Consider the following 18,078-nt stretch of genomic DNA (forward strand, 5'->3'; position numbering starts at 1 on the left):
TCGCCGGCGGCACGATCGCCGGATTCTCGCTCCTCGAGGGCCACGACGCCGGCGGCGAACTGTCCATGCTCTTCGTCGACCCGCCCTGGATCGGCCACGGCATCGGCGGTCGGCTGCTCGCCGCCGCGCTGGAGTCGGCCCACCTGCGCGGCTATCGCCACGTCGACCTCGACGCCGACCCCGACGCGGCGCCGTTCTATCTGCGGTACGGCGCCCGGCGTCTCGGCGACGTACCCAGCGGCTCCATCCCCGGCCGCACCCTGCCGCGGCTGCGGTTCACCTTGTGAGTCCTCTGAGGTACGAACCGTAACTGGCGAACCCGCGGGACACCGTCTGGAAGGGACGCGCCCGGATGGCCCGTCCCGAGAGTTGGTCCGCGGCACGATCAGGACGCAGGCGGTGAGCGTCGGGCCGACGTGGGCCTTCCAGAGATCCTCGAGGTCCTGGTTGGTGGTGATCGTTCCGCTCGACCTCGGCGAGGAAACCGCGGGCCAACCTGCGGCTTCCGGTGCTTCAGGTGGTGGAGCGTAGGGGACTCGAACCCCTAACCCCCTGCTTGCAAAGCAGGTGCGCTACCAATTGCGCCAACGCCCCCGGGGGACTCAGGAGACCTTGTCGGTCAGACTCGCCCAGGCGGCGCGCTCGGCGTTGCTGCGGTCGAGCTGCTTCTTGGCGAGGACGGCGCCGGCCGCGGCCAGCGCCACCAGGATGAGCTTCTTCATCGTCTTCTCCTTGCGAAAAGCCCCGGCTCGCTGGTGCGACCGGGGCTTGTCCGTGGGCCTAGGAGGACTTGAACCTCCGACCCCCACATTATCAGTGTGGTGCTCTAACCGTCTGAGCTATAGGCCCGGGTGGCTGTCGCGCGGAGTGGAAGCCTCGTTGCGACGAGCCGAGGCTGGACACTACCCGAGGCCCCGACCCGCCACAAAAACGGCGCCCTCAGTTGTCCTCGGCGAGTGTCACCTCGACGCCGCCGATCAGCGCGGCCGCCATGTTGTAGAGGAAGGCTCCCAGCGTCGCCACCGCCGTGATCAGTACGACGTCGACGACCGCGACCACCATGGTGAAGCCGAGGACTCGCGACGTACCGACGTAGTTCTTGACGTTGAAGCTGGAGGACGAGTCGTTGCCGACGATGTCCTGCACGGTCCGGTTCACCGAGTCCCACACGCCGGCGGCGTCGAGCACCGACCACACGATCGCTACCGCGACGATCATCACGATGCCGAGCGCCACCGAGAGCAGGAAGGCGGTCTTCATCACCGACCACGGGTCGATCCGGGTCAGCCGCAACCGGGCCCGGCGGGGGCCCCGCCCGGGCTGGCGCGCGGTGGGCGCCGTGGCGTTGCGCCGTACCTCCTGGGCAGCGTCGGAGAGCTTCTGCTGCACCCGTTGCGTCAGCGGGCGTACGGCGGTGTCCTCACGACCCCGGTCGGCCATCGGACCCCCGGTGGTCCGCTCGGCGGGGCGTTCCGTCATCAGCCGTCAGCTCCCTCGGTAGGCGACTCGGTCGGCGATTCACTGGCCTCGATTGTTGCACCCTCCACAACCTCGGCCTCTTCCTCGTCCTCGCGGGCCTCGACCGAGCGGGCCACGACGGCGACCGCGTCGCCCTTCTTCGGCGTCACGAACTTCACGCCCTGGGTGGCACGGCCGGTCGGCCGGAAGTCCGCGTTGATGGGGCTGCGGACGACCTGGCCACCGGTGGTGATCGACAGCACCTCGTCACCGTCCTTGACGATGAACGCGCCGACCAGGCCCCCGCGGTCCTCGTTGCTCAGCTTCATCCCGGTGACGCCGAGGCCGCCACGGCCGGTGATGCGGTACTCGCTGATGCGGGTGCGCTTGGCGTAGCCGCCGTCGGTGATGGTGAACACGTACTGGATGTCGTCGTCGGACTCCTCGTGGGCGGCGTCCGCGGCACGGATCACCGACATCGACAGCAGCGTGTCGTCCCCGCGGAACTTCATGCCGGTGACGCCGCCGGTCGCGCGACCCATCGGCCGGACCGTGGCGTCGTCGGCCTTGAACCGGATCGCCGAGCCGCGGCGCGACACCAGCAGGATGTGGTCGTCGGGCCCGACCAGCTCGGCGCCGATCAGCTCGTCGTCCTCTTCGCGGAAGTTGATCGCGATGACGCCGGCCTGGCGCGGGCTGTTGTAGTCGGCGAGCCGGGTCTTCTTGACCAGGCCGGACTTCGTCGCCAGCACGAGGTACGGCGCTTGGTCGTAGTCGCGGATGGCGAGCACCTGGGCGATCTGCTCGTCCGGCTGGAAGCTCAGCAGGCCGGCGACGTGGCCGCCCTTGGCGTCCCGTGCTGCCTCGGGCAGGTTGTAGGCCTTGGTGCGGTAGACCCGACCGGCGGTGGTGAAGAACAGCAGCCAGTGGTGGTTGGTGGTGGAGATGAAGTGCTCCACCACGTCGTCACCGCGCAGCGAGGCGCCGCGCACACCCTTGCCGCCCCGCTTCTGGGTGCGGTACTGGTCCGCGCGCGTCCGCTTGGCGTAGCCGCCGCGGGTGATCGAGACGACCAGCTCCTCGTCGGGGATGAGGTCCTCCATGGAGAGGTCGCCCTCGGCCGCGATGATCTGGGTGCGCCGCTCGTCGCCGAACCGCTCCACGATCCCGTCGAGCTCGTCGATCACGATCTGCCGCTGCCGCTCCGGCTTGGCCAGGATGTCCTTCAGGTCGGCGATGATCTCCTCGAGCTCGGCCAACCGGTCGATGATCTTCTGCCGCTCCAGGGCCGCGAGCCGGCGCAGCTGCATGTCGAGGATCGCGTTGGCCTGCAGCTCGTCGATGTCGAGCAACTGGATCAGGCCCTGCCGGGCCTGCTCCACCTCGGGCGAGTTGCGGATGAGGGCGATGACCTCGTCGAGCATGTCCAGCGCCTTGACCAGGCCGCGGAAGATGTGCGCCTCTTCCTCGCGCTTGCGCAGCCGGTACGCCGTACGCCGCTGGATCACGTCGATCTGGTGCGCGACCCAGTTGCTGATGAACTGGTCGATGGTCAGGGTCCGCGGAACGCCGTCGACCAGGGCTAGCATGTTGGCGCTGAAGTTGGTCTGCAGCTCGGTGTGCTTGAGCAGGTTGTTGAGCACCACCCGGGCGACCGCATCCCGCTTGAGTACGACGACCAGCCGCTGGCCGGTGCGCGAGGAGGTGTCGTCGCGGACGTCGGCGATGCCCTGCACCCGGCCGGAGTCGGCCAGCTCGGCGATCTTCAGCGCCAGATTGTCCGGGTTGACCATGTAGGGCAGTTCGGTGACGACCAGGCAGGTCCGGCCGCGGTTGTCCTCGTCGACCTCGATCACCGCGCGCTGGGTGACCGAGCCGCGGCCGGTCCGGTAGGCCTGCTCGATCCCGCTGCGGCCGACGATGAGGGCGCCGTTGGGGAAGTCGGGGCCCTTGATCCGCTCGATCAGCGCGTCCTGCAGCTCCTCGCGGGTGGCCTCGGGGTTCTGCAGCGCCCACCGCGCGCCCTCGGCGACCTCGCGCAGGTTGTGCGGCGGGATGTTGGTGGCCATGCCGACCGCGATCCCCGCCGAGCCGTTGACCAGCAGGTTCGGGAACCGCGAGGGCAGGATGACCGGCTCCTGGGAGCGGCCGTCGTAGTTGGGCTGGAAGTCGACGGTGTCCTCGTCGATGTCCCGCACCATCTCCATGGCCAGCGGCGCCATCCGGCACTCGGTGTACCGCATCGCCGCGGCCGGGTCGTTGCCCGGCGAGCCGAAGTTGCCCTGGCCGTTGATCAGCGGCGCGCGCATCACCCAGGGCTGGGCGAGCCGCACCAGGGTGTCGTAGATCGCCGAGTCGCCGTGCGGGTGGTACTGGCCCATCACGTCGCCGACCACGCGCGAGCACTTGGAGAAGCCACGGTCGGGCCGGTAGCCGCCGTCGTACATCGCGTAGAGCACGCGACGGTGGACGGGCTTCAACCCGTCGCGTACGTCGGGAAGCGCGCGGCCGACGATGACCGCCATCGCGTAGTCGATGTAGCTGCGCTGCATCGACGTCTGCAGCTCGATCGGCTCGATCCGGCCGCCGGGGCCCTGTCCGTCGGTGGGAGTCTCAGTCACAGTTCAGCTCTCAGATCAGATGTCGAGAAAGCGGACGTCTTTGGCGTTGCGCTGGATGAAGGAGCGGCGCTGGTCGACGTCCTCGCCCATCAGGATCGAGAAGATCTCGTCCGCCTGGGCGGCGTCCTCCAGGGTGACCTGGAGCATGAGGCGCTGGCTGGGGTCCATGGTGGTCTCCCACAGCTCGTCGGCGTTCATCTCGCCCAGCCCCTTGTAGCGCTGAACCGGGTTCTCCTTGGGCAGCTTCTTGCCCTGCTCGAGCCCGTCGCGCATGAGCGCGTCGCGCTCGGCGTCGGAGTAGACGAACTCGTGCTCGTGCGGCTTGTTCCAGCGCAGCCGGTACAGCGGCGGCTGGGCCATGTAGACATAGCCCTCCTTGATCAGCTGCGGCATGAACCGGAACAGCAGCGTGAGCAGCAGGGTGTTGATGTGGTGGCCGTCGACGTCGGCGTCGGCCATCAGCACGATCTTGTGGTAGCGCAGCTTGTCCAGGTCGAACTCGTCGTGCACGCCGGTGCCCAGCGCGGAGATGATCGCCTGCACCTCCTGGTTGGCCAGGACCTTGTCGAGGCGCGCCTTCTCGACGTTGAGGATCTTGCCGCGGATCGGGAGGATCGCCTGGATGCGCGGGTCGCGGCCCGACTTGGCGGAGCCGCCCGCCGAGTCACCCTCGACGATGAAGATCTCGCACTCCTCCGGGTTGGTCGACTGGCAGTCGGCCAGCTTGCCCGGGAGGGCGCCGTTGCCGAGCAGGCCCTTGCGGTTGCGGGCGAGGTCGCGGGCCTTGCGGGCGGCGATCCGGGCGGTGGCGGCCGCCATCGCCTTGCGGATGATCTCCTTGCCCTCGTTGGGGTTCTGCTCCAGCCACGCGCCGAGCTCGTCGTTGACCACCGACTGGGTGAAGCCCTTGGCCTCGGTGTTGCCGAGCTTGGCCTTGGTCTGGCCCTCGAACTGCGGCTCGCCGATCTTGAGGCTGATGATGGCGGTCAGGCCCTCGCGGATGTCGTCGCCGGTGAGCCTGTCTTCCTTCTTCTTGATCAGGCCCCAGGTCTCGCCCCAGCGGTTGACCAGGCTGGTGAGGGCGGCCCGGAAGCCCTCCTCGTGGGTGCCGCCCTCGGGCGTGTTGATGGTGTTCGCGAAGGTGTGGACCGACTCGTTGTACGACGAGGCCTGCCACTGCATCGCGATCTCGAGGCTCATCGGGTTGGCGGCGTCGGCCGGGGTCTCGGCCTCGAAGGCGATGACCGGGCTGACGGTCGCCTTGCGCCGGTTGAGGTGGTCGACGTAGTCGGCCAGCCCACGCTCGTAGCAGAACACCTGCTCCAGGCCGCCCTCGCTGTCGGCGCGGGGGGCGTCCGCGTCGACGGCGGTGTCGGCGTCGTACTCAGCCTCGACGGCCGCGGCGATCTCCTCGGTGACCGGGCGCTCGTCGCGCAGCACGATCTTGAGCCCCTTGTTGAGGAAGGCCATCTCACGGAAGCGGGTCGAGATCGTCTCGAGGCTGTACTCGACCGTCTCGAAGATGTCGGGGCTGGCCCACCAGGTCACCGTGGTGCCCGTGCGCTCACCCTCCTCCAGTGGCCGGACCTGCCGCAGCGGGTAGTCCGGGATGCCGAGCGAGAAGTCCTGCTCCCACAGGTAGCCGCGGTTCTTGATCTCCAGGCGGAGCTTGGTCGAGAGCGCGTTGACCACCGAGGAGCCGACGCCGTGCAGGCCGCCGGAGACCTTGTAGCCGCCGCCACCGAACTTGCCGCCGGCGTGCAGCACCGTCAGTGCCAGGGTCGCGGCCGGCAGCTCCTGGCCCGGCGCCGTCCCGGTGGGGATACCACGACCGTTGTCCTCCACGGTGACACTGCCGTCGGCGTTGAGGATGACGTTGATGGTGTCGCAGTAGCCGGCCAGGGCCTCGTCGACCGCGTTGTCGACGATCTCCCAGATCAGGTGGTGCAGGCCCCTGACACCGGTGGACCCGATGTACATACCAGGGCGCTTGCGCACCGCCTCCAGGCCTTCGAGCACCTGGATCGCGGAAGCGTCATACTCCATCCCATTGGGGGGTGTGGGAGTGGGCTTCTCGTCGGACACGGTCACCTCTTCTACGGGACTGCTCACGCGGCAGGTCACACGACGGGCCGACCGAAGGTCGACCCTGCGCTCATTCTACCCGGCAGATGCCCTCTGGACACGGATCGCCTTCCCGGAACCGCCGAGCGCGCGCCGAAAAGCGCCCTGTGAGCGATTTGCGGGCCGGTTCTGGCCACGAATAGGGCGGCGCCTAGGGTCCAGTACGTCGGTGGGGCCCTCAGAGACCCTGGTTGCCGGTCATCCGTAGGTGTCGCGCGGCCCGCGACCGCCCCGCACCGAGCGCCTGCCCTTGGTCCAGCTCGGGCCCTGGGGGCCGAGCACCTCGATCAGGGTGACAGTGCCCTCGCCCAGCTCCTCGTTGAGTCGGCGCAGGATCGTCGGGGTGAGCAGCCGCAACTGGGTCGCCCAGGCGGTGGAGTCGGTCCGGACCACCAGCCGGCCATCGGCGAACGACTCCGGGTCGCAGTGCTGGGCCACCTCGTCGCCGACGATCTGCGGCCAGCGGCCGAAGACGCCGTGCACCCGCAGGGACAGGTCCCAGCCGTGGTCGGCGACGAGCCGCTCCACGGTGGCGTCGAGCAGCTGTGGGTCCCGGTCGTCGGGGTGGGCGCCGGAGACCCGACCCTGCTCGGCGCGCGGTCGCTTCCCCTTGCGCCGGCGTGCCGGCGTGCCGCCCTGCTTGGCGGTGGCCCGGGTCAGCGCGCGGGCCAGCTCCAGGCCGTCCGGGTCGTGCTCGTCACCGCTCACGGGTGACCTCCCCCCCGGCCACCTGATAGCGCGTGCCCTGCAACGCCGCCGGCACGTCGCCGGCCACCGCCGCGGTGACCAGGACCTGCTCGGCACCCGACACCAGCTCGGCCAGCTGCTCACGTCGCTCGGCGTCGAGCTCGGCGAAGACGTCGTCGAGGATCAGGATCGGGTCGTCGCCGTCGGCCCGGAGCAGGTCGTACGACGCCAGTCGGAGCGCCAGCGCGAACGACCACGATTCGCCGTGGCTGGCGTAGCCCTTGACCGGCAACGGCTCGGCGCCGGAATGACCGAGGGTGAGCAGCAGGTCGTCGCGGTGAGGCCCGACCAGCGTCACGCCGCGGTCCAGCTCGTCCTTCTGTCGTCGGGCGACCTCGCCCAGGATGGCCTTCTCCAGGCCCTCCCGGGAGGAGGGGCGCAGGCCGGTCTCGTCGAGCAGCTCGAAGCTGGGCCGGTAGGCAATCCGGGCGTCCTCGCGCGTGGCCCCGCGCGCGACCGTCTCGTAGGCGGCGCCGACATAGGGCCGCAGCGCGTCGACCAGGGCGAGTCGCTCCGCCAGGATCTCCGCGCCGGTGCGGGCCAGGTGGTCGTCCCAGACGCTCAGCGTCGCCAGCGCGGCCTCACGCGAAGACCCGCGGGCCAGGCCGGCGGTCTTGAGCAGCGAGTTGCGCTGGCGCAGGACGCGGTCGTAGTCGGCACGGACGCCGGCAAGCCGCGGCGTACGCAGGACGAGGAGGTCGTCCAGGAAGCGCCTGCGCTCGGACGGGTCGCCCTTGACCAGCGCCAGGTCCTCGGGCGAGAAGACCACGGTCCGGACCAGGCCGATCAGCTCGCGGGTGCGCGGCAGGGCGGCCCGGTTGATCCGGGCCCGATTGGCCCGGCCGGGGTTGAGCTCGATCTCGAGCACCGCGGTGCGGCCGTCGCGTACGACGGAGGCTCGCACCACCGCGTGCTCGGCCCCGGCTCGCACCAGCGGAGCGTCGGAGGCGACCCGGTGCGACTGCAGCCGGGAGAGGTAGTCGATCGCCTCGACGAGGTTGGTCTTGCCCTGGCCGTTGCGGCCGACGAAGGCGGTCACCCCCGCCTCGAGCGGTACCTCCGCGGTGGCATAGGAGCGGAAGTCGTGCAGGGAGAGGTGGGAGACGTACATCGCAGATCGAGCCGCCGAGCCGCTAGCCCAGGCGCGTCGAGATCACTCGGCCTTGACCGCGTGACCGCCGAAGCCGTTGCGCATCGCCGCGATCGCCTTCATGGCCGGGCTGTCGTCCTGCCGCGAGACGAAGCGGGCGAACAGACTGGCCGAGATCGCGGGCATCGGGACGGCGTTGTCGATCGCCGCCTCGACGGTCCAGCGGCCCTCGCCGGAGTCCTCGGCGTACCCGGCGATCTTGGCCAGGTGCTCGTCGGCGCGCAGCTGTTCGACCAGCAGGTCGAGCAGCCAGGAGCGCACCACCGTGCCGGTGCGCCAGGAGGCGAAGATCTCGGGCACGTTGTCGACCAGGTCGACCTTGTCGAGCAGCTCCCAGCCCTCGGCATAGGCCTGCATCATGGCGTACTCGATGCCGTTGTGGACCATCTTGGCGAAGTGCCCGGCGCCGGGCTTCTGGCCGCAGTGGACCAGGCCGTCCTCGGTGCCGGCCGGCTTGAGCGCCTCGAACGCCGGCATCACCTTCGCGGCGTCGGCGTCGGAGCCGCCGTACATCAGGGCGTAGCCGTTCTTCAGGCCCCACACCCCGCCGGAGACGCCACAGTCGACGAAGCCGATGCCCTTCTCCGCGAGGCTGGCGGCGTTGACCGCGTCGTCGGTGTACTTCGAGTTGCCGCCGTCGACGACCAGGTCACCCTCGCCCAGCAGCTCCTTGAGCTCGGCGATCGTCGAGCGGGTCGGCTCCCCGGCGGGAACCATCACCCAGACCACCTTGGGGCTGGGCAGCTTGGCCACCATGTCCGCCAGCGACGTGGCGTCGGAGATCTCCTGGTTGCGGTCGTAGCCGACGACGGTGTGGCCGGCGTCGCGCAGCCGCTGCCGCATGTTGCCGCCCATCTTGCCCAGGCCGACGAGTCCGATGTCCATGGATCAGATCCTCTCCGAAGGTGTCTTGGTCAGTCACCTGATGGCGCCTGCACTGATCAGGAAAGCAGACGCCTGGGCATGAGCAGGTAGCGGAACCCGGGGTCGGTGCCGTCCTCGCCGGAGCGGCCGCTGATCACCACCGGCTTGGAGGGCTGGGTGAACGCGAGCTCGACGGTGTCCTGCTCGATGGCGCTGAGGCCGTCGAGGAGGAACTGCGGGTTGAAGCCGGTGGTCAGGTCGTCGCCTGTCACCTCCGCCTCGAGCCGCTCCGAGGCCTGCGCCTCGTCGCCGGAACCGGCGTCGAGGGTGAGCACGTTGTCCGCGAAGGCCATCTGCACAGCGGTGTTGCGCTCGGCGACGAGCGACACCCGCTTGACCGAGTCGATCAGCTCCTTGCGATCCACGATCGCGGTGGTCAGGTGCTCGTTGGGGAACAGGCTGCGCACCTTCGGGAACTCGCCGTCGAGCAGCCGGGTCGTCGTCCGCCGCATTCCGCCGGCGGCCGCGCCCTCGAAGCCGATGATGCCCTCGCCGGCGCCGCTGGTGGCCAGGGCGATGGTGATGTCGGTCCCGCTGGTCAGCGACTTGGCGGTGTCGGCGAGCACGCGGGCCGGGACGAGGGCGGCCAGGCTGGCGTCCGGCGTACGTGGCTCCCAGCCGAGCTCGCGGTGAGAGAGCCGGAAGCGATCGGTGGCCAGCAGCGAGATGGTGCTGCCGTCGATCTCGATGCGCACCCCGGTGAGCACCGGCAGCATGTCGTCCTTGCCGGCCGCGGTGACGGCCTGGGCGACCGCGTGCGCGAAGTCGGCGCTGTTCACGGTGCCGGAGGCGGCCGGCATGTCGGGCAGGGTCGGGTAGTCCTCGACCGGCATGGTTTGCAGGCTGAAGCGCGCCGAGCCGCAGGTCAGCGACACGCGGGCACCGTCGATCACCATGTCGACCGGCTTGGCCGGCAGGCTGCGGCAGATGTCGGCAAGCAGGCGCCCGCTGACCAGGGCCTTGCCCTCGTCGGCGACCTCGGCGCTCAGCGTGGCGCGGGCCGAGGTCTCGTAGTCGAAGGTGGACAGCACCAGGCCCTCGTCGCTGGCCTCGATGAGGAGACCGGAGAGCACCGGCGTGCTGGGCCGGACCGGGAGGCTGCGCGCAGCCCAGGCGACGGCATCCGCGAACACGTCGCGGTCGACGCGGAATTTCACTGCTGACCTGTCCTCGTGGTGTGACGTTGGCTTGGGACCTGCATCCTGCCACGTCGCGAGCGGGGAGGGCAGGGGCGGGGAGAGGTACGCCGTACCGGCTCGCCGGCGGGGGTCGAGGCGGAGGGGCGTGATCCACAGGATGGGGTCCGGGTGAGGTTCGGCGTCATGTCCGGTCGCTTGTAGTTCCGAGTGAGCAATAGCGTCGGTGGAAACTGTGGAGGAACGGCGTTTGCGCAGGTCGCACGGAGCGATCGGGTTGCACAGCCGGTGTGGAGGGAACTGGGGACGCGCCGCCGCGTCTGTGGGTGTCGACAAGCCGTCGGGGGGTGCGGCGCGGCCGGCCCGCATCTCACCACTGTGTAATTCATGGGTGCGGGGCGTGGTTGTCCACAGCCCTGGGGGCGCTCGGGCTGGTGGAGCCGACAGCGCCGTATCAAGCCTGGCGGGCCTGCATCTTGACCCGGTTGGTCAGCTCGGAGACCTGGTTGAAGACCGATCGGCGCTCGGCGAGCAGCTGGTTGATCTTGCGCTCGGCGTACATCACGGTGGTGTGGTCGCGGTTGCCGAACTGGGCGCCGATCTTGGGCAGGGAGAGTTCGGTGAGCTCGCGGCACAGGTACATCGCGATCTGACGCGCCATCACCAGGTGGCGCCCGCGGCTGGGCCCGGTGAGCTCATCGATGCTGAGCCCGAAGTACGCCGCGGTCTGCGCGATGATCAGCCCGGCGGTGATCTCCGGCTCGCCACCCTCCGGGATGAGGTCCTTGAGCACGATCTCCGCCAGGGTCATGTCGACCTCCTGGCGGTTGAGGTTGGCGAAGGCGGTGACTCGGATCAGGGCGCCCTCGAGCTCGCGGATGTTGGTCTGGATCTTGGTGGCGATGAACTCCAGCACGTCGGCCGGCGCCTTGAGCCGCTCCATCGCGGCCTTCTTGCGCAGGATCGCGATCCGGGTCTCGACGTCCGGCGGCTGGACGTCGGTAATCAGCCCCCACTCGAACCTGTTGCGCAGCCGGTCCTCCAGCGCCTCCAGCCGCTTCGGGGCCCGGTCGGACGTCAGCACGATCTGCTTGTTCGCGTTGTGCAGCGTGTTGAACGTGTGGAAGAACTCCTCCTGGGTCTGGGTCTTCCCCTCCAGGAACTGGATGTCGTCGATGAGCAGGACGTCGATGTCGCGGTACTTGCGCTTGAACCGGTCCTGGCGGTCGTCGCGGATCGCGTTGATGAACTCGTTGGTGAACTCCTCCGAGCTCACGTAGCGCACCTTCGCCCCGTCGTAGAGGCTGCGGACGTAGTGGCCGATCGCGTGCAGGAGATGGGTCTTCCCCAGTCCGGACTCGCCGTACACCAGCAACGGGTTGTAGGCGCGGCCCGGCGCCTCGGCGACCGCGACCGCGGCCGCGTGCGGGAAGCGATTGGAGGAGCCGATGACGAAGGTCTCGAAGGTGTACTTCGGGTTGAGCCGGCTCTCCGAGCCGGCTCGCTCGGGCTCGCGGCCGTCGGCGCGGGGCGGCGGGTAGGACTCGGGCAGATCGCCGATATGGCGCTTTGTCGACATATCGGTAGGTCGCTCATCGGGTTGGACCGGCGCCGGCTTGGGGTCGGGTGCCGCCTCGTTGGCGAGCTCGGGCTTCACGATCGCCGCGATCCGCATCTCCTGGCCGAATCGCGCACTCAGCGCGTCCTCGAGCTCGGCACGCAACCGACCCTCGAGCTGGTTGCGGGTGAAGTCGTTGGGTACCCCGACGAGCACCGTGGCGCCGTGCAGGGCCTCGGGCTGACATGCCGTGAGCCAGGCCCGCTGGTGGGGCTGGAGATCGGCGACGACGGTGTTCCACGCCTGGCTGAGCTTGTCGGGCGCTCCGGCGTCGGACGTCATCGTTCCTGCCTTCCCTATTGCGCTGTCGCTTCTCGTCCGTTCGGAATCCTTCCACAGCTCTATCCACAAGCTGTGAACCGGGCGCCGGCCTTGTGGACAGTGCCCGCCGAGACACATCGCGTGGGTCGCTCTACGGCCTGTTTCGGCAGGTCAGCACCGTTTTCAACGAAATCTGTGCCGGAATCCCCGGAACCGGCCGAGGATCTGATTGCGATGGCAGGGAACCTCGGTAGGGGCCGAACCTAACCCCGCCATCAGGCCCGGGGCAACCCGTCATCCACAGGCTGTGACGGTGGTGTCGTGACGGGCTTCGCGCGGGTTTGACCCTGCTTCGCGCGAACGCGTACCGTTGGCAGGTCACCCGATCAGGAAGCCGCGTCCGCGTGGGCTCTCGAGGGGTGCCGCATGTCCACGCCGGGCCTCGCCTCGCGCGGATGTTCGGTGCCGGCCGAAGTCCACCATGGCACCAGGCGACTGGCCGGGGCGACGCAGCGCCCGATCCAGAACCAGCGGAACCACCACCGAAAGAGACTGATCTCGTGAGCAAGCGTACGTACCAGCCGAACAACCGTCGTCGCGCGAAGACGCACGGTTTCCGCCTGCGCATGCGCACCCGCGCCGGCCGCGCCATCCTGTCGGCGCGGCGTCGCAAGGGCCGCAAGAGCCTGGCTGTCTGAGGCCCGTCGGGCCTCGGCTGACCCCTGTGCTACCCCGGGCTCACCGTCTGACCGATCCGGATTCGTTTCGGGCAGCGGTACGCCGGGGACGCCGAGCCGGATCGACTCGCCTGGTCGTCCACCTGCTGGTGGAGGACGATGCGGGATCGGATCCGGCTCGCGTCGGTTTCGTGGTCAGCAAGGCCGTGGGTCCGGCCGTCATCCGCAACCGCGTGAAGCGCCGCCTGCGTCATCTGGCCCGGGAGTCCGCTACGGACCTCCCGGGCTCTGCTGTGCTCGTGGTCCGGGCGCTGCCTGCGGCGGCGACCGCGAACTACGCGGAACTGGCGGCGGACCTCGAGCGTTGCTTGGAACGGGTGTCGTCGTGAGATTCGTTCTGGTGTGGCTGCTGCGGGGCTATCGCGTGCTGATCAGTCCGCTCTATGGCCAGGTCTGCCGCTACCACCCGTCCTGCTCGGCGTACGCGTTGAAGGCGGTGGAGACGCATGGCGCACTGCGCGGCAGCTGGCTGGCCATTCGGCGACTCGCTCGATGCCATCCCTGGGCCGCCGGTGGCTACGATCCCGTCCCGGCGCGGCAGTCGTCCCCGTCCTCTCCCCGTGTCACCACGGGATCCCCGACCCAAGGAGTCTGAACCGTGGGAGCACTCGGCCAGCTGATCGGCTGGATCGCCACCCCTCTCTATTACGCCATCTCGGGCGTCCTGCTCGTCTGGCACAAGCTGTTCAGCCTGGTGATCCCGGCGTCGAACGGCTGGTCGTGGGTGCTGGCCATCGTTGGTCTCACGGTGACGATCCGGGCGCTGCTGATCCCGCTGTTCGTGCGGCAGATCAAGTCGAGCCGGAACATGCAGCTCATCCAGCCGAAGGTCAAGGAGCTGCAGAAGAAGTACGGCCATGACCGGGAGCGTCTCGCGCAGGAGACGATGAAGCTCTACAAGGAGACCGGGACGAACCCGTTCGCCTCGTGCCTGCCGCTGCTGCTGCAGATGCCGATCTTCCTGTGCCTGTTCCGGCTCGTGAACGATGCCGCTCACTCGAAGGTCAAGGGCTTCCTGACCACGACCGACGTGCAGCACATCAGCAACGCGAAGATCTTCGGCGCGCGGCTGGCGGACACCTTCAACGGTTCGCACGACAGCACCGTGAAGATCATCGCGGCCGTGCTGGTGGTGGCGATGTGCGCCACCACCTTCTTCACGCAGCGCCAACTGATGGCCAAGAACATGCCGGCCGACGCGATGACCGGGCAGTACGCCCAGCAGCAGAAGATGCTTCTCTACGTGCTTCCGGTCGTCTTCGCCGTCTCGGGCATCGCCTTCCCGATCGCGGCGATGCTGTACTGGACGACCTCGAACCTGTGGACGATGTGCCAGCAGTTCTACGTCATCCGGAACAACCCGGCCCCCGGTACGCCGGCCGAGAAGGCGAAGCAGGAGCGCGACCGCGAGAAGGCGGCCCGCAAGGCACGCCGGCACGGCGAGGCGGTGGTGGTGACCGAGGAGACTCCGGAGGTCTCCCCCGCGGCCGACCGGCGGCCCGCTCAGCGAGAGCAGCCGAAGAAGCAGACCCGTAGCCAGCGCAAGGGCAAGCGCTGACCGACCCCCCGACGAAGGGATGATGCAGTGACCGAGGAGACCGCGGCGGAGGCCGTGAGCGGCGACCGTTTGAAGCAGCTCGAGCAGGAGGGCGATATCGCCGCCGACTACTTGGAGGAGCTGCTGGACATCGCCGATCTGGACGGCGACCTCGACATGGACGTCGAGGGCGACCGCGCTGCGGTGTCGATCGTCGGCGCCGACCTCGCGCAGCTGGTGGGTCAGCACGGTGAGGTGCTGGATGCGCTTCAGGAACTGACTCGTCTGGCGGTCTACCGCGAGACCGGTGAGCGGTCGCGGCTGATGCTGGACGTCTCCGGCTTCCGGGCGAACCGGCGTGCCACGCTGGTGGCGTTGGCCGAGGAGACGGTGGCGAAGGTCCGCGAGACGGGCGCGCCCGTGTCGTTGAAGCCGATGTCGCCGTTCGAGCGGAAGGTCGTGCATGACGCCGTGGCGGCGGCCGGGCTGGTCTCGGAGTCAGAGGGCACCGAGCCGCGACGGTACGTCGTCGTGCTGCCTAGCTGAGCGATGAACGATGTTTCACGTGAAACACCCTCCGTGCCGGATGCGGCGCGGAGGGTGTTCCGTGTGGACCGACTTCCGCTCGCCGAACGGTACGCCGAGCTGCTGGCGACGGCGGGGGTCGAGCGCGGTCTGATCGGCCCGCGCGAGACGCCGCGGTTGTGGGATCGGCACTTGCTGAACTGCGCGGTGCTCGGCCGGCTGATCGATGAGGGCGCATCGGTGGCCGACATCGGGTCCGGCGCCGGTCTCCCGGGGCTGGTTCTGGCGGTGGCGCGGCCCGACCTGTCGCTGACCCTCGTGGAGCCGCTGTTGCGTCGGACGACCTTCCTGGCCGAGGTCGCCGATGAGCTGGGGCTGGAGAACGTCGAGGTGGTGCGCGGCCGGGCGGACGCGCTGCATGGCCGGCGCTCCTTCGATGTGGTGACGTCGCGGGCGGTCGCACCGCTGGGACGGCTCCTGGAGTGGTCCATGCCGCTGGTGTCGCCGGGTGGAGCCGTGGTTGCGATGAAGGGCTGCTCCGTCACCGAGGAGATCGCGGAGGCGGCGGAAGTGCTCGAGCGGCTGGGTTGCGCCGAGCCGACGGTAACGGTCATCGGCGCGGATGCGTCGATCTCCACAACCGTCGCGGTGCGGGTGGCTTGGGCGGATCCGACGACGGTATCTTTGCCGTCTGTCCCCGGCCCGGCTGGGGGTCGCGGACGGCGCTCGTCGTCGCGGACGAAGCGGAGGAAGAAGTCGTGAGCGAAGAGCACACCGCCGGCCACTCCGATCTCGATAGCCGGTCGTCGGTGACGTTTTCCACCGACGAGCAGTGGGCCGCTGAGCGTAGCTATCCACAGAACGTCGCCGTTCCTCCACAGGAAGGCGCCGGCGAGGTTTCACGTGAAACATCGGCCAATGCGGCCTCCTACAAGGTCCGAACAGCCGCCGATCTAGCCGACTATGCGCCGGCGATCAGCGATGACGAGACGCCGTTGGCCCGCGCGACGGAGCACACCCTGCTGGCTCGTCAGCAGTCCCAGGCGCGGCCCCCGATGCCCCGGCCGCGGGCCACCCGCATCATGGTGGTGGCCAACCAGAAGGGCGGCGTCGGCAAGACCACCTCCACGGTGAACCTCGCCGCGGCACTGGCCCAGCTCGGCCAACGCGTCCTGGTCGTCGATCTCGACCCGCAGGGCAACGCCTCCACGGCTCTCGGTGTCGAACACTTCCAGGGAACCCCCGGCACCTATGAACTGCTCGTCGACGGCGCGCCGCTCAGCGACGTCGTGGTCGCCTGCCCGGAGGTGCCCACGCTCGACGTCGTACCGGCCACCATCGATCTGGCCGGCGCCGAGATCGAGCTGGTCAGCGTGGTCGCCCGCGAGGGGAGGCTGAAGAAAGCGCTGGTCGGGTCCGGACGGGTCGGCGATGCGTCGGCCGGCGAGGATCGGTGGGACTACGTCCTCATCGACTGCCCACCGTCCCTGGGGCTGCTCACGCTCAACGCGCTCGTCGCGGGCGCGGAGATGCTGATCCCGATCCAGGCCGAGTACTACGCCTTGGAGGGCCTCGGGCAGCTGCTCAAGACGGTCGACATGGTGCGCGCCCACCTCAACCCGGAACTCGCGGTCTCGACCATCCTGGTCACCATGTACGACGCCCGGACCAGGCTCGCGGCGGGCGTCGCGGACGAGGTCCGCAACCACTTCGGCGATCAGGTGCTGCGCACCTATATCCCGCGGTCGGTGCGCGTCTCGGAGGCGCCGTCGTACGGGCAGACGGTGATGACCTACGATCCAGGCTCGCCGGGCGCCTTGAGCTACCTGGAGGCGGCCCGGGAGATCGCTCGGAAGGGGATCAGCGCATGAGCCGACCGGCACCGAAGCGTGGCCTGGGTCGTGGCCTGGGATCGCTGATCCCGACCATGCCGGACGTACCGGCCGCGGCCGAATCCGGCAACTCCGACGTCCGGCATCCGGACTTTGCCTCAGGAGCGCCTTCCAGCCCTGCGGCGGGCCCCGGGTCCACCGACCCGGCGCGAGGCGCTCAGATCGAGGAATCGGCTCTGGCGCCGGTCGACGGCGCCTATTTCGCCGAGCTCCCAGTCGACCGCATCAGGCCCAACCACGTGCAGCCCCGCCAGGTCTTCGACGAGGAGGCGATGGCCGAGCTGGTCCACTCCATCCGCGAGATCGGGTTGTTGCAGCCGGTCGTGGTGCGCCAGGTCGGCCCCGACGAGTACGAGCTGGTGATGGGTGAGCGCCGCTGGCGTGCCACCCAGGAGGCCGGCCTCGCCACGATCCCGGCGATCGTGCGCGAGACCGAGGACACCGACATGCTCCGGGACGCGCTGCTGGAGAACCTGCACCGCTCCCAGCTCAACCCGCTGGAGGAGGCGGCCGCCTACCAGCAGTTGCTCGAGGACTTCTCCTGCACTCATGAGGAGCTAGCCTCCCGGATCGGCCGTTCACGGCCCCAGATCAGCAACACCATCCGGCTGCTGCGGCTCTCGCCGGCTGTTCAGCGTCGGGTCGCGTCCGGCGTGCTGTCGGCGGGCCATGCCCGCTCGCTGCTCGCCGTCGAGGATGCTGATGTCCAGGACCGGCTGGCTCAGCGGGTGGTGGCCGAGGGCATCAGCGTGCGCGGCCTGGAGGAGATCGTCGCGCTGCGGGACGTGGATGGTGAGCCGGCCAGGCGCTCGCCGCGGCTCAAGACGCCGGTGGCCGCGCTCGGCGAGTACGCCGATCGACTCGCCGACCGACTGGAGACTCGGGTGAAGATCGACATGGGCAAGGCGAAGGGCAAGATCACCATCGAGTTCGCGACCGTCGACGACCTACAGCGCATCATCGACATCATGGACCCGCGCAACCGCACCGACAGGCCAATCTAGATATCTATCGTTTTGTCGACAAAACGATAGATATCTAGACGGACGCCGCTATCGAGGACGTCGGCGGAAGCGACTCGCCCGAGCGTGGCGGGGCAACGCGAACGTCGCGCCGGCACGCCGCGACGTGACTGCCGCGACTACTGCGTGTCGGTGCTGGGGTATTCGGTGGCGCTGAGCGGCAGCCCCGGGATCGGCCCGGTCGCGCCGAACGTCTCGCGCAGGTCCATCTCGGCCTCGACGACGCCGGCCAGGCGCCGTACGCCCTCGCGGATCCGCTCCGGCGTGGGATAGCAGTAGGACAGCCGCATCGAGGAGGAGCCGAACCCGTCGGCGAAGAACGCGGT

Annotated in this window: 18 protein-coding genes, 2 tRNA genes and 1 pseudogene; 9 read left to right on the top strand and 12 right to left on the bottom strand. The window is 69.2% G+C overall.

From position 1 onward, the window contains the following. Window positions 1-287 (top strand): GNAT family N-acetyltransferase (locus tag VHA72_RS03290; RefSeq protein ID WP_325573018.1); only part of this gene is annotated, 287 nt, incomplete at its 5' end. 231 nt (window positions 288-518) lie between these two features. On the opposite strand, the gene VHA72_RS03295 is transcribed toward VHA72_RS03290, so the two are convergent. From VHA72_RS03295 to dnaA, 11 genes are all read right to left on the bottom strand, one after another. Next, window positions 519-594 (bottom strand) — tRNA-Ala (locus VHA72_RS03295). Window positions 595-602: 8 nt separating this feature from the next. Next, window positions 603-722 (bottom strand): DLW-39 family protein, encoded by a 120-nt coding sequence (locus tag VHA72_RS03300; RefSeq protein WP_325573019.1) that lies wholly within the window; start codon window positions 720-722, stop codon window positions 603-605. Window positions 723-775: 53 nt separating this feature from the next. Next, window positions 776-849: transfer RNA gene (locus VHA72_RS03305), tRNA-Ile, on the bottom strand. A gap of 90 nt (window positions 850-939) precedes the next feature. After that, a complete protein-coding gene (locus VHA72_RS03310; RefSeq protein ID WP_325573020.1) occupies window positions 940-1,479 on the bottom strand; it encodes a DUF3566 domain-containing protein in 540 nt (179 codons plus the stop codon). Next, a complete protein-coding gene (gene gyrA / locus VHA72_RS03315) occupies window positions 1,479-4,079 on the bottom strand; it encodes a DNA gyrase subunit A (protein WP_325573021.1) in 2,601 nt (866 codons plus the stop codon). The genes VHA72_RS03310 and gyrA overlap by 1 nt, the downstream gene beginning before the upstream one ends. A 15-nt stretch (window positions 4,080-4,094) precedes the next feature. Further along, the gene (gene gyrB, locus VHA72_RS03320) at window positions 4,095-6,125 is read right to left on the bottom strand and encodes a DNA topoisomerase (ATP-hydrolyzing) subunit B (protein ID WP_325573022.1); all 2,031 of its coding nucleotides are present in this window, start codon (window positions 6,123-6,125) and stop codon (window positions 4,095-4,097) included. Window positions 6,126-6,401: 276 nt separating this feature from the next. Beyond that, complete coding sequence (locus VHA72_RS03325; protein ID WP_325573023.1) at window positions 6,402-6,911, bottom strand: DciA family protein; 510 nt, start codon at window positions 6,909-6,911, stop codon at window positions 6,402-6,404. Continuing rightward, the gene (recF, locus tag VHA72_RS03330; RefSeq protein ID WP_325573024.1) at window positions 6,901-8,061 is read right to left on the bottom strand and encodes a DNA replication/repair protein RecF; all 1,161 of its coding nucleotides are present in this window, start codon (window positions 8,059-8,061) and stop codon (window positions 6,901-6,903) included. Before recF ends, VHA72_RS03325 begins: the two co-directional genes overlap by 11 nt. 42 nt (window positions 8,062-8,103) lie before the next feature. Next, the gene (gene gnd / locus VHA72_RS03335; RefSeq protein WP_325573025.1) at window positions 8,104-8,985 is read right to left on the bottom strand and encodes a phosphogluconate dehydrogenase (NAD(+)-dependent, decarboxylating); all 882 of its coding nucleotides are present in this window, start codon (window positions 8,983-8,985) and stop codon (window positions 8,104-8,106) included. A 56-nt stretch (window positions 8,986-9,041) separates the two neighbouring features. Further along, window positions 9,042-10,181, bottom strand: coding sequence for a DNA polymerase III subunit beta (dnaN, locus tag VHA72_RS03340; RefSeq protein ID WP_325573026.1), 1,140 nt, complete (start codon window positions 10,179-10,181; stop codon window positions 9,042-9,044). Window positions 10,182-10,614: 433 nt separating this feature from the next. Continuing rightward, window positions 10,615-12,060, bottom strand: a complete 1,446-nt coding sequence (gene dnaA, locus VHA72_RS03345) for a chromosomal replication initiator protein DnaA (protein WP_325573027.1) — start codon at window positions 12,058-12,060, stop codon at window positions 10,615-10,617. 539 nt (window positions 12,061-12,599) lie between these two features. Here dnaA and rpmH point away from each other — a divergent pair. From rpmH to VHA72_RS03385, 8 genes are read left to right on the top strand one after another with little or no spacing between them, the layout of a single operon-like run. Next, on the top strand, window positions 12,600-12,737 hold the full coding sequence (rpmH, locus tag VHA72_RS03350; protein ID WP_325573028.1) for a 50S ribosomal protein L34: 138 nt from the start codon (window positions 12,600-12,602) through the stop codon (window positions 12,735-12,737). 26 nt (window positions 12,738-12,763) lie between these two features. Further along, entirely contained in the window at window positions 12,764-13,105 is a 342-nt protein-coding gene (rnpA, locus tag VHA72_RS03355; RefSeq protein ID WP_325573029.1) for a ribonuclease P protein component, read from the top strand. A 35-nt stretch (window positions 13,106-13,140) separates the two neighbouring features. Then, a complete protein-coding gene (gene yidD / locus VHA72_RS03360) occupies window positions 13,141-13,371 on the top strand; it encodes a membrane protein insertion efficiency factor YidD (protein ID WP_414689749.1) in 231 nt (76 codons plus the stop codon). 3 nt (window positions 13,372-13,374) lie between these two features. Beyond that, window positions 13,375-14,334 (top strand): membrane protein insertase YidC, encoded by a 960-nt coding sequence (gene yidC / locus VHA72_RS03365; protein ID WP_325573030.1) that lies wholly within the window; start codon window positions 13,375-13,377, stop codon window positions 14,332-14,334. Window positions 14,335-14,361: 27 nt separating this feature from the next. Further along, complete coding sequence (locus VHA72_RS03370) at window positions 14,362-14,859, top strand: Jag family protein (RefSeq protein WP_325573031.1); 498 nt, start codon at window positions 14,362-14,364, stop codon at window positions 14,857-14,859. 3 nt (window positions 14,860-14,862) lie between these two features. Then, complete coding sequence (gene rsmG, locus VHA72_RS03375) at window positions 14,863-15,600, top strand: 16S rRNA (guanine(527)-N(7))-methyltransferase RsmG (protein ID WP_325573032.1); 738 nt, start codon at window positions 14,863-14,865, stop codon at window positions 15,598-15,600. After that, window positions 15,498-16,709: a ParA family protein gene (locus VHA72_RS03380; protein WP_325573033.1), complete on the top strand. Its 1,212-nt coding sequence runs from the start codon at window positions 15,498-15,500 to the stop codon at window positions 16,707-16,709. Before rsmG ends, VHA72_RS03380 begins: the two co-directional genes overlap by 103 nt. After that, entirely contained in the window at window positions 16,706-17,734 is a 1,029-nt protein-coding gene (locus tag VHA72_RS03385) for a ParB/RepB/Spo0J family partition protein (RefSeq protein ID WP_325573034.1), read from the top strand. The genes VHA72_RS03380 and VHA72_RS03385 overlap by 4 nt, the downstream gene beginning before the upstream one ends. Window positions 17,735-17,871: 137 nt before the next feature. Here the strand turns inward: VHA72_RS03385 and VHA72_RS03390 are convergent. Further along, window positions 17,872-18,078, bottom strand: a pseudogene (locus tag VHA72_RS03390) (PLP-dependent aminotransferase family protein); the annotation flags it as partial.

The organism is Nocardioides sp. (assembly GCF_035547795.1).
GTDB lineage: Bacteria > Actinomycetota > Actinomycetes > Propionibacteriales > Nocardioidaceae > Nocardioides.

Excerpts from the sequence above, each read along its gene's own strand:
- rsmG (WP_325573032.1), top strand. The coding sequence starts at position 14,863 with ATGAACGATGTTTCACGTGAAACACCCTCCGTGCCGGATGCGGCGCGG.
- gyrB (WP_325573022.1), bottom strand. The coding sequence starts at position 6,125 with ATGGAGTATGACGCTTCCGCGATCCAGGTGCTCGAAGGCCTGGAGGCG.
- VHA72_RS03300 (WP_325573019.1), bottom strand. The coding sequence starts at position 722 with ATGAAGAAGCTCATCCTGGTGGCGCTGGCCGCGGCCGGCGCCGTCCTC.
- dnaA (WP_325573027.1), bottom strand. The coding sequence starts at position 12,060 with ATGACGTCCGACGCCGGAGCGCCCGACAAGCTCAGCCAGGCGTGGAAC.
- VHA72_RS03310 (WP_325573020.1), bottom strand. The coding sequence starts at position 1,479 with ATGACGGAACGCCCCGCCGAGCGGACCACCGGGGGTCCGATGGCCGAC.
- VHA72_RS03385 (WP_325573034.1), top strand. The coding sequence starts at position 16,706 with ATGAGCCGACCGGCACCGAAGCGTGGCCTGGGTCGTGGCCTGGGATCG.
- recF (WP_325573024.1), bottom strand. The coding sequence starts at position 8,061 with ATGTACGTCTCCCACCTCTCCCTGCACGACTTCCGCTCCTATGCCACC.
- gnd (WP_325573025.1), bottom strand. The coding sequence starts at position 8,985 with ATGGACATCGGACTCGTCGGCCTGGGCAAGATGGGCGGCAACATGCGG.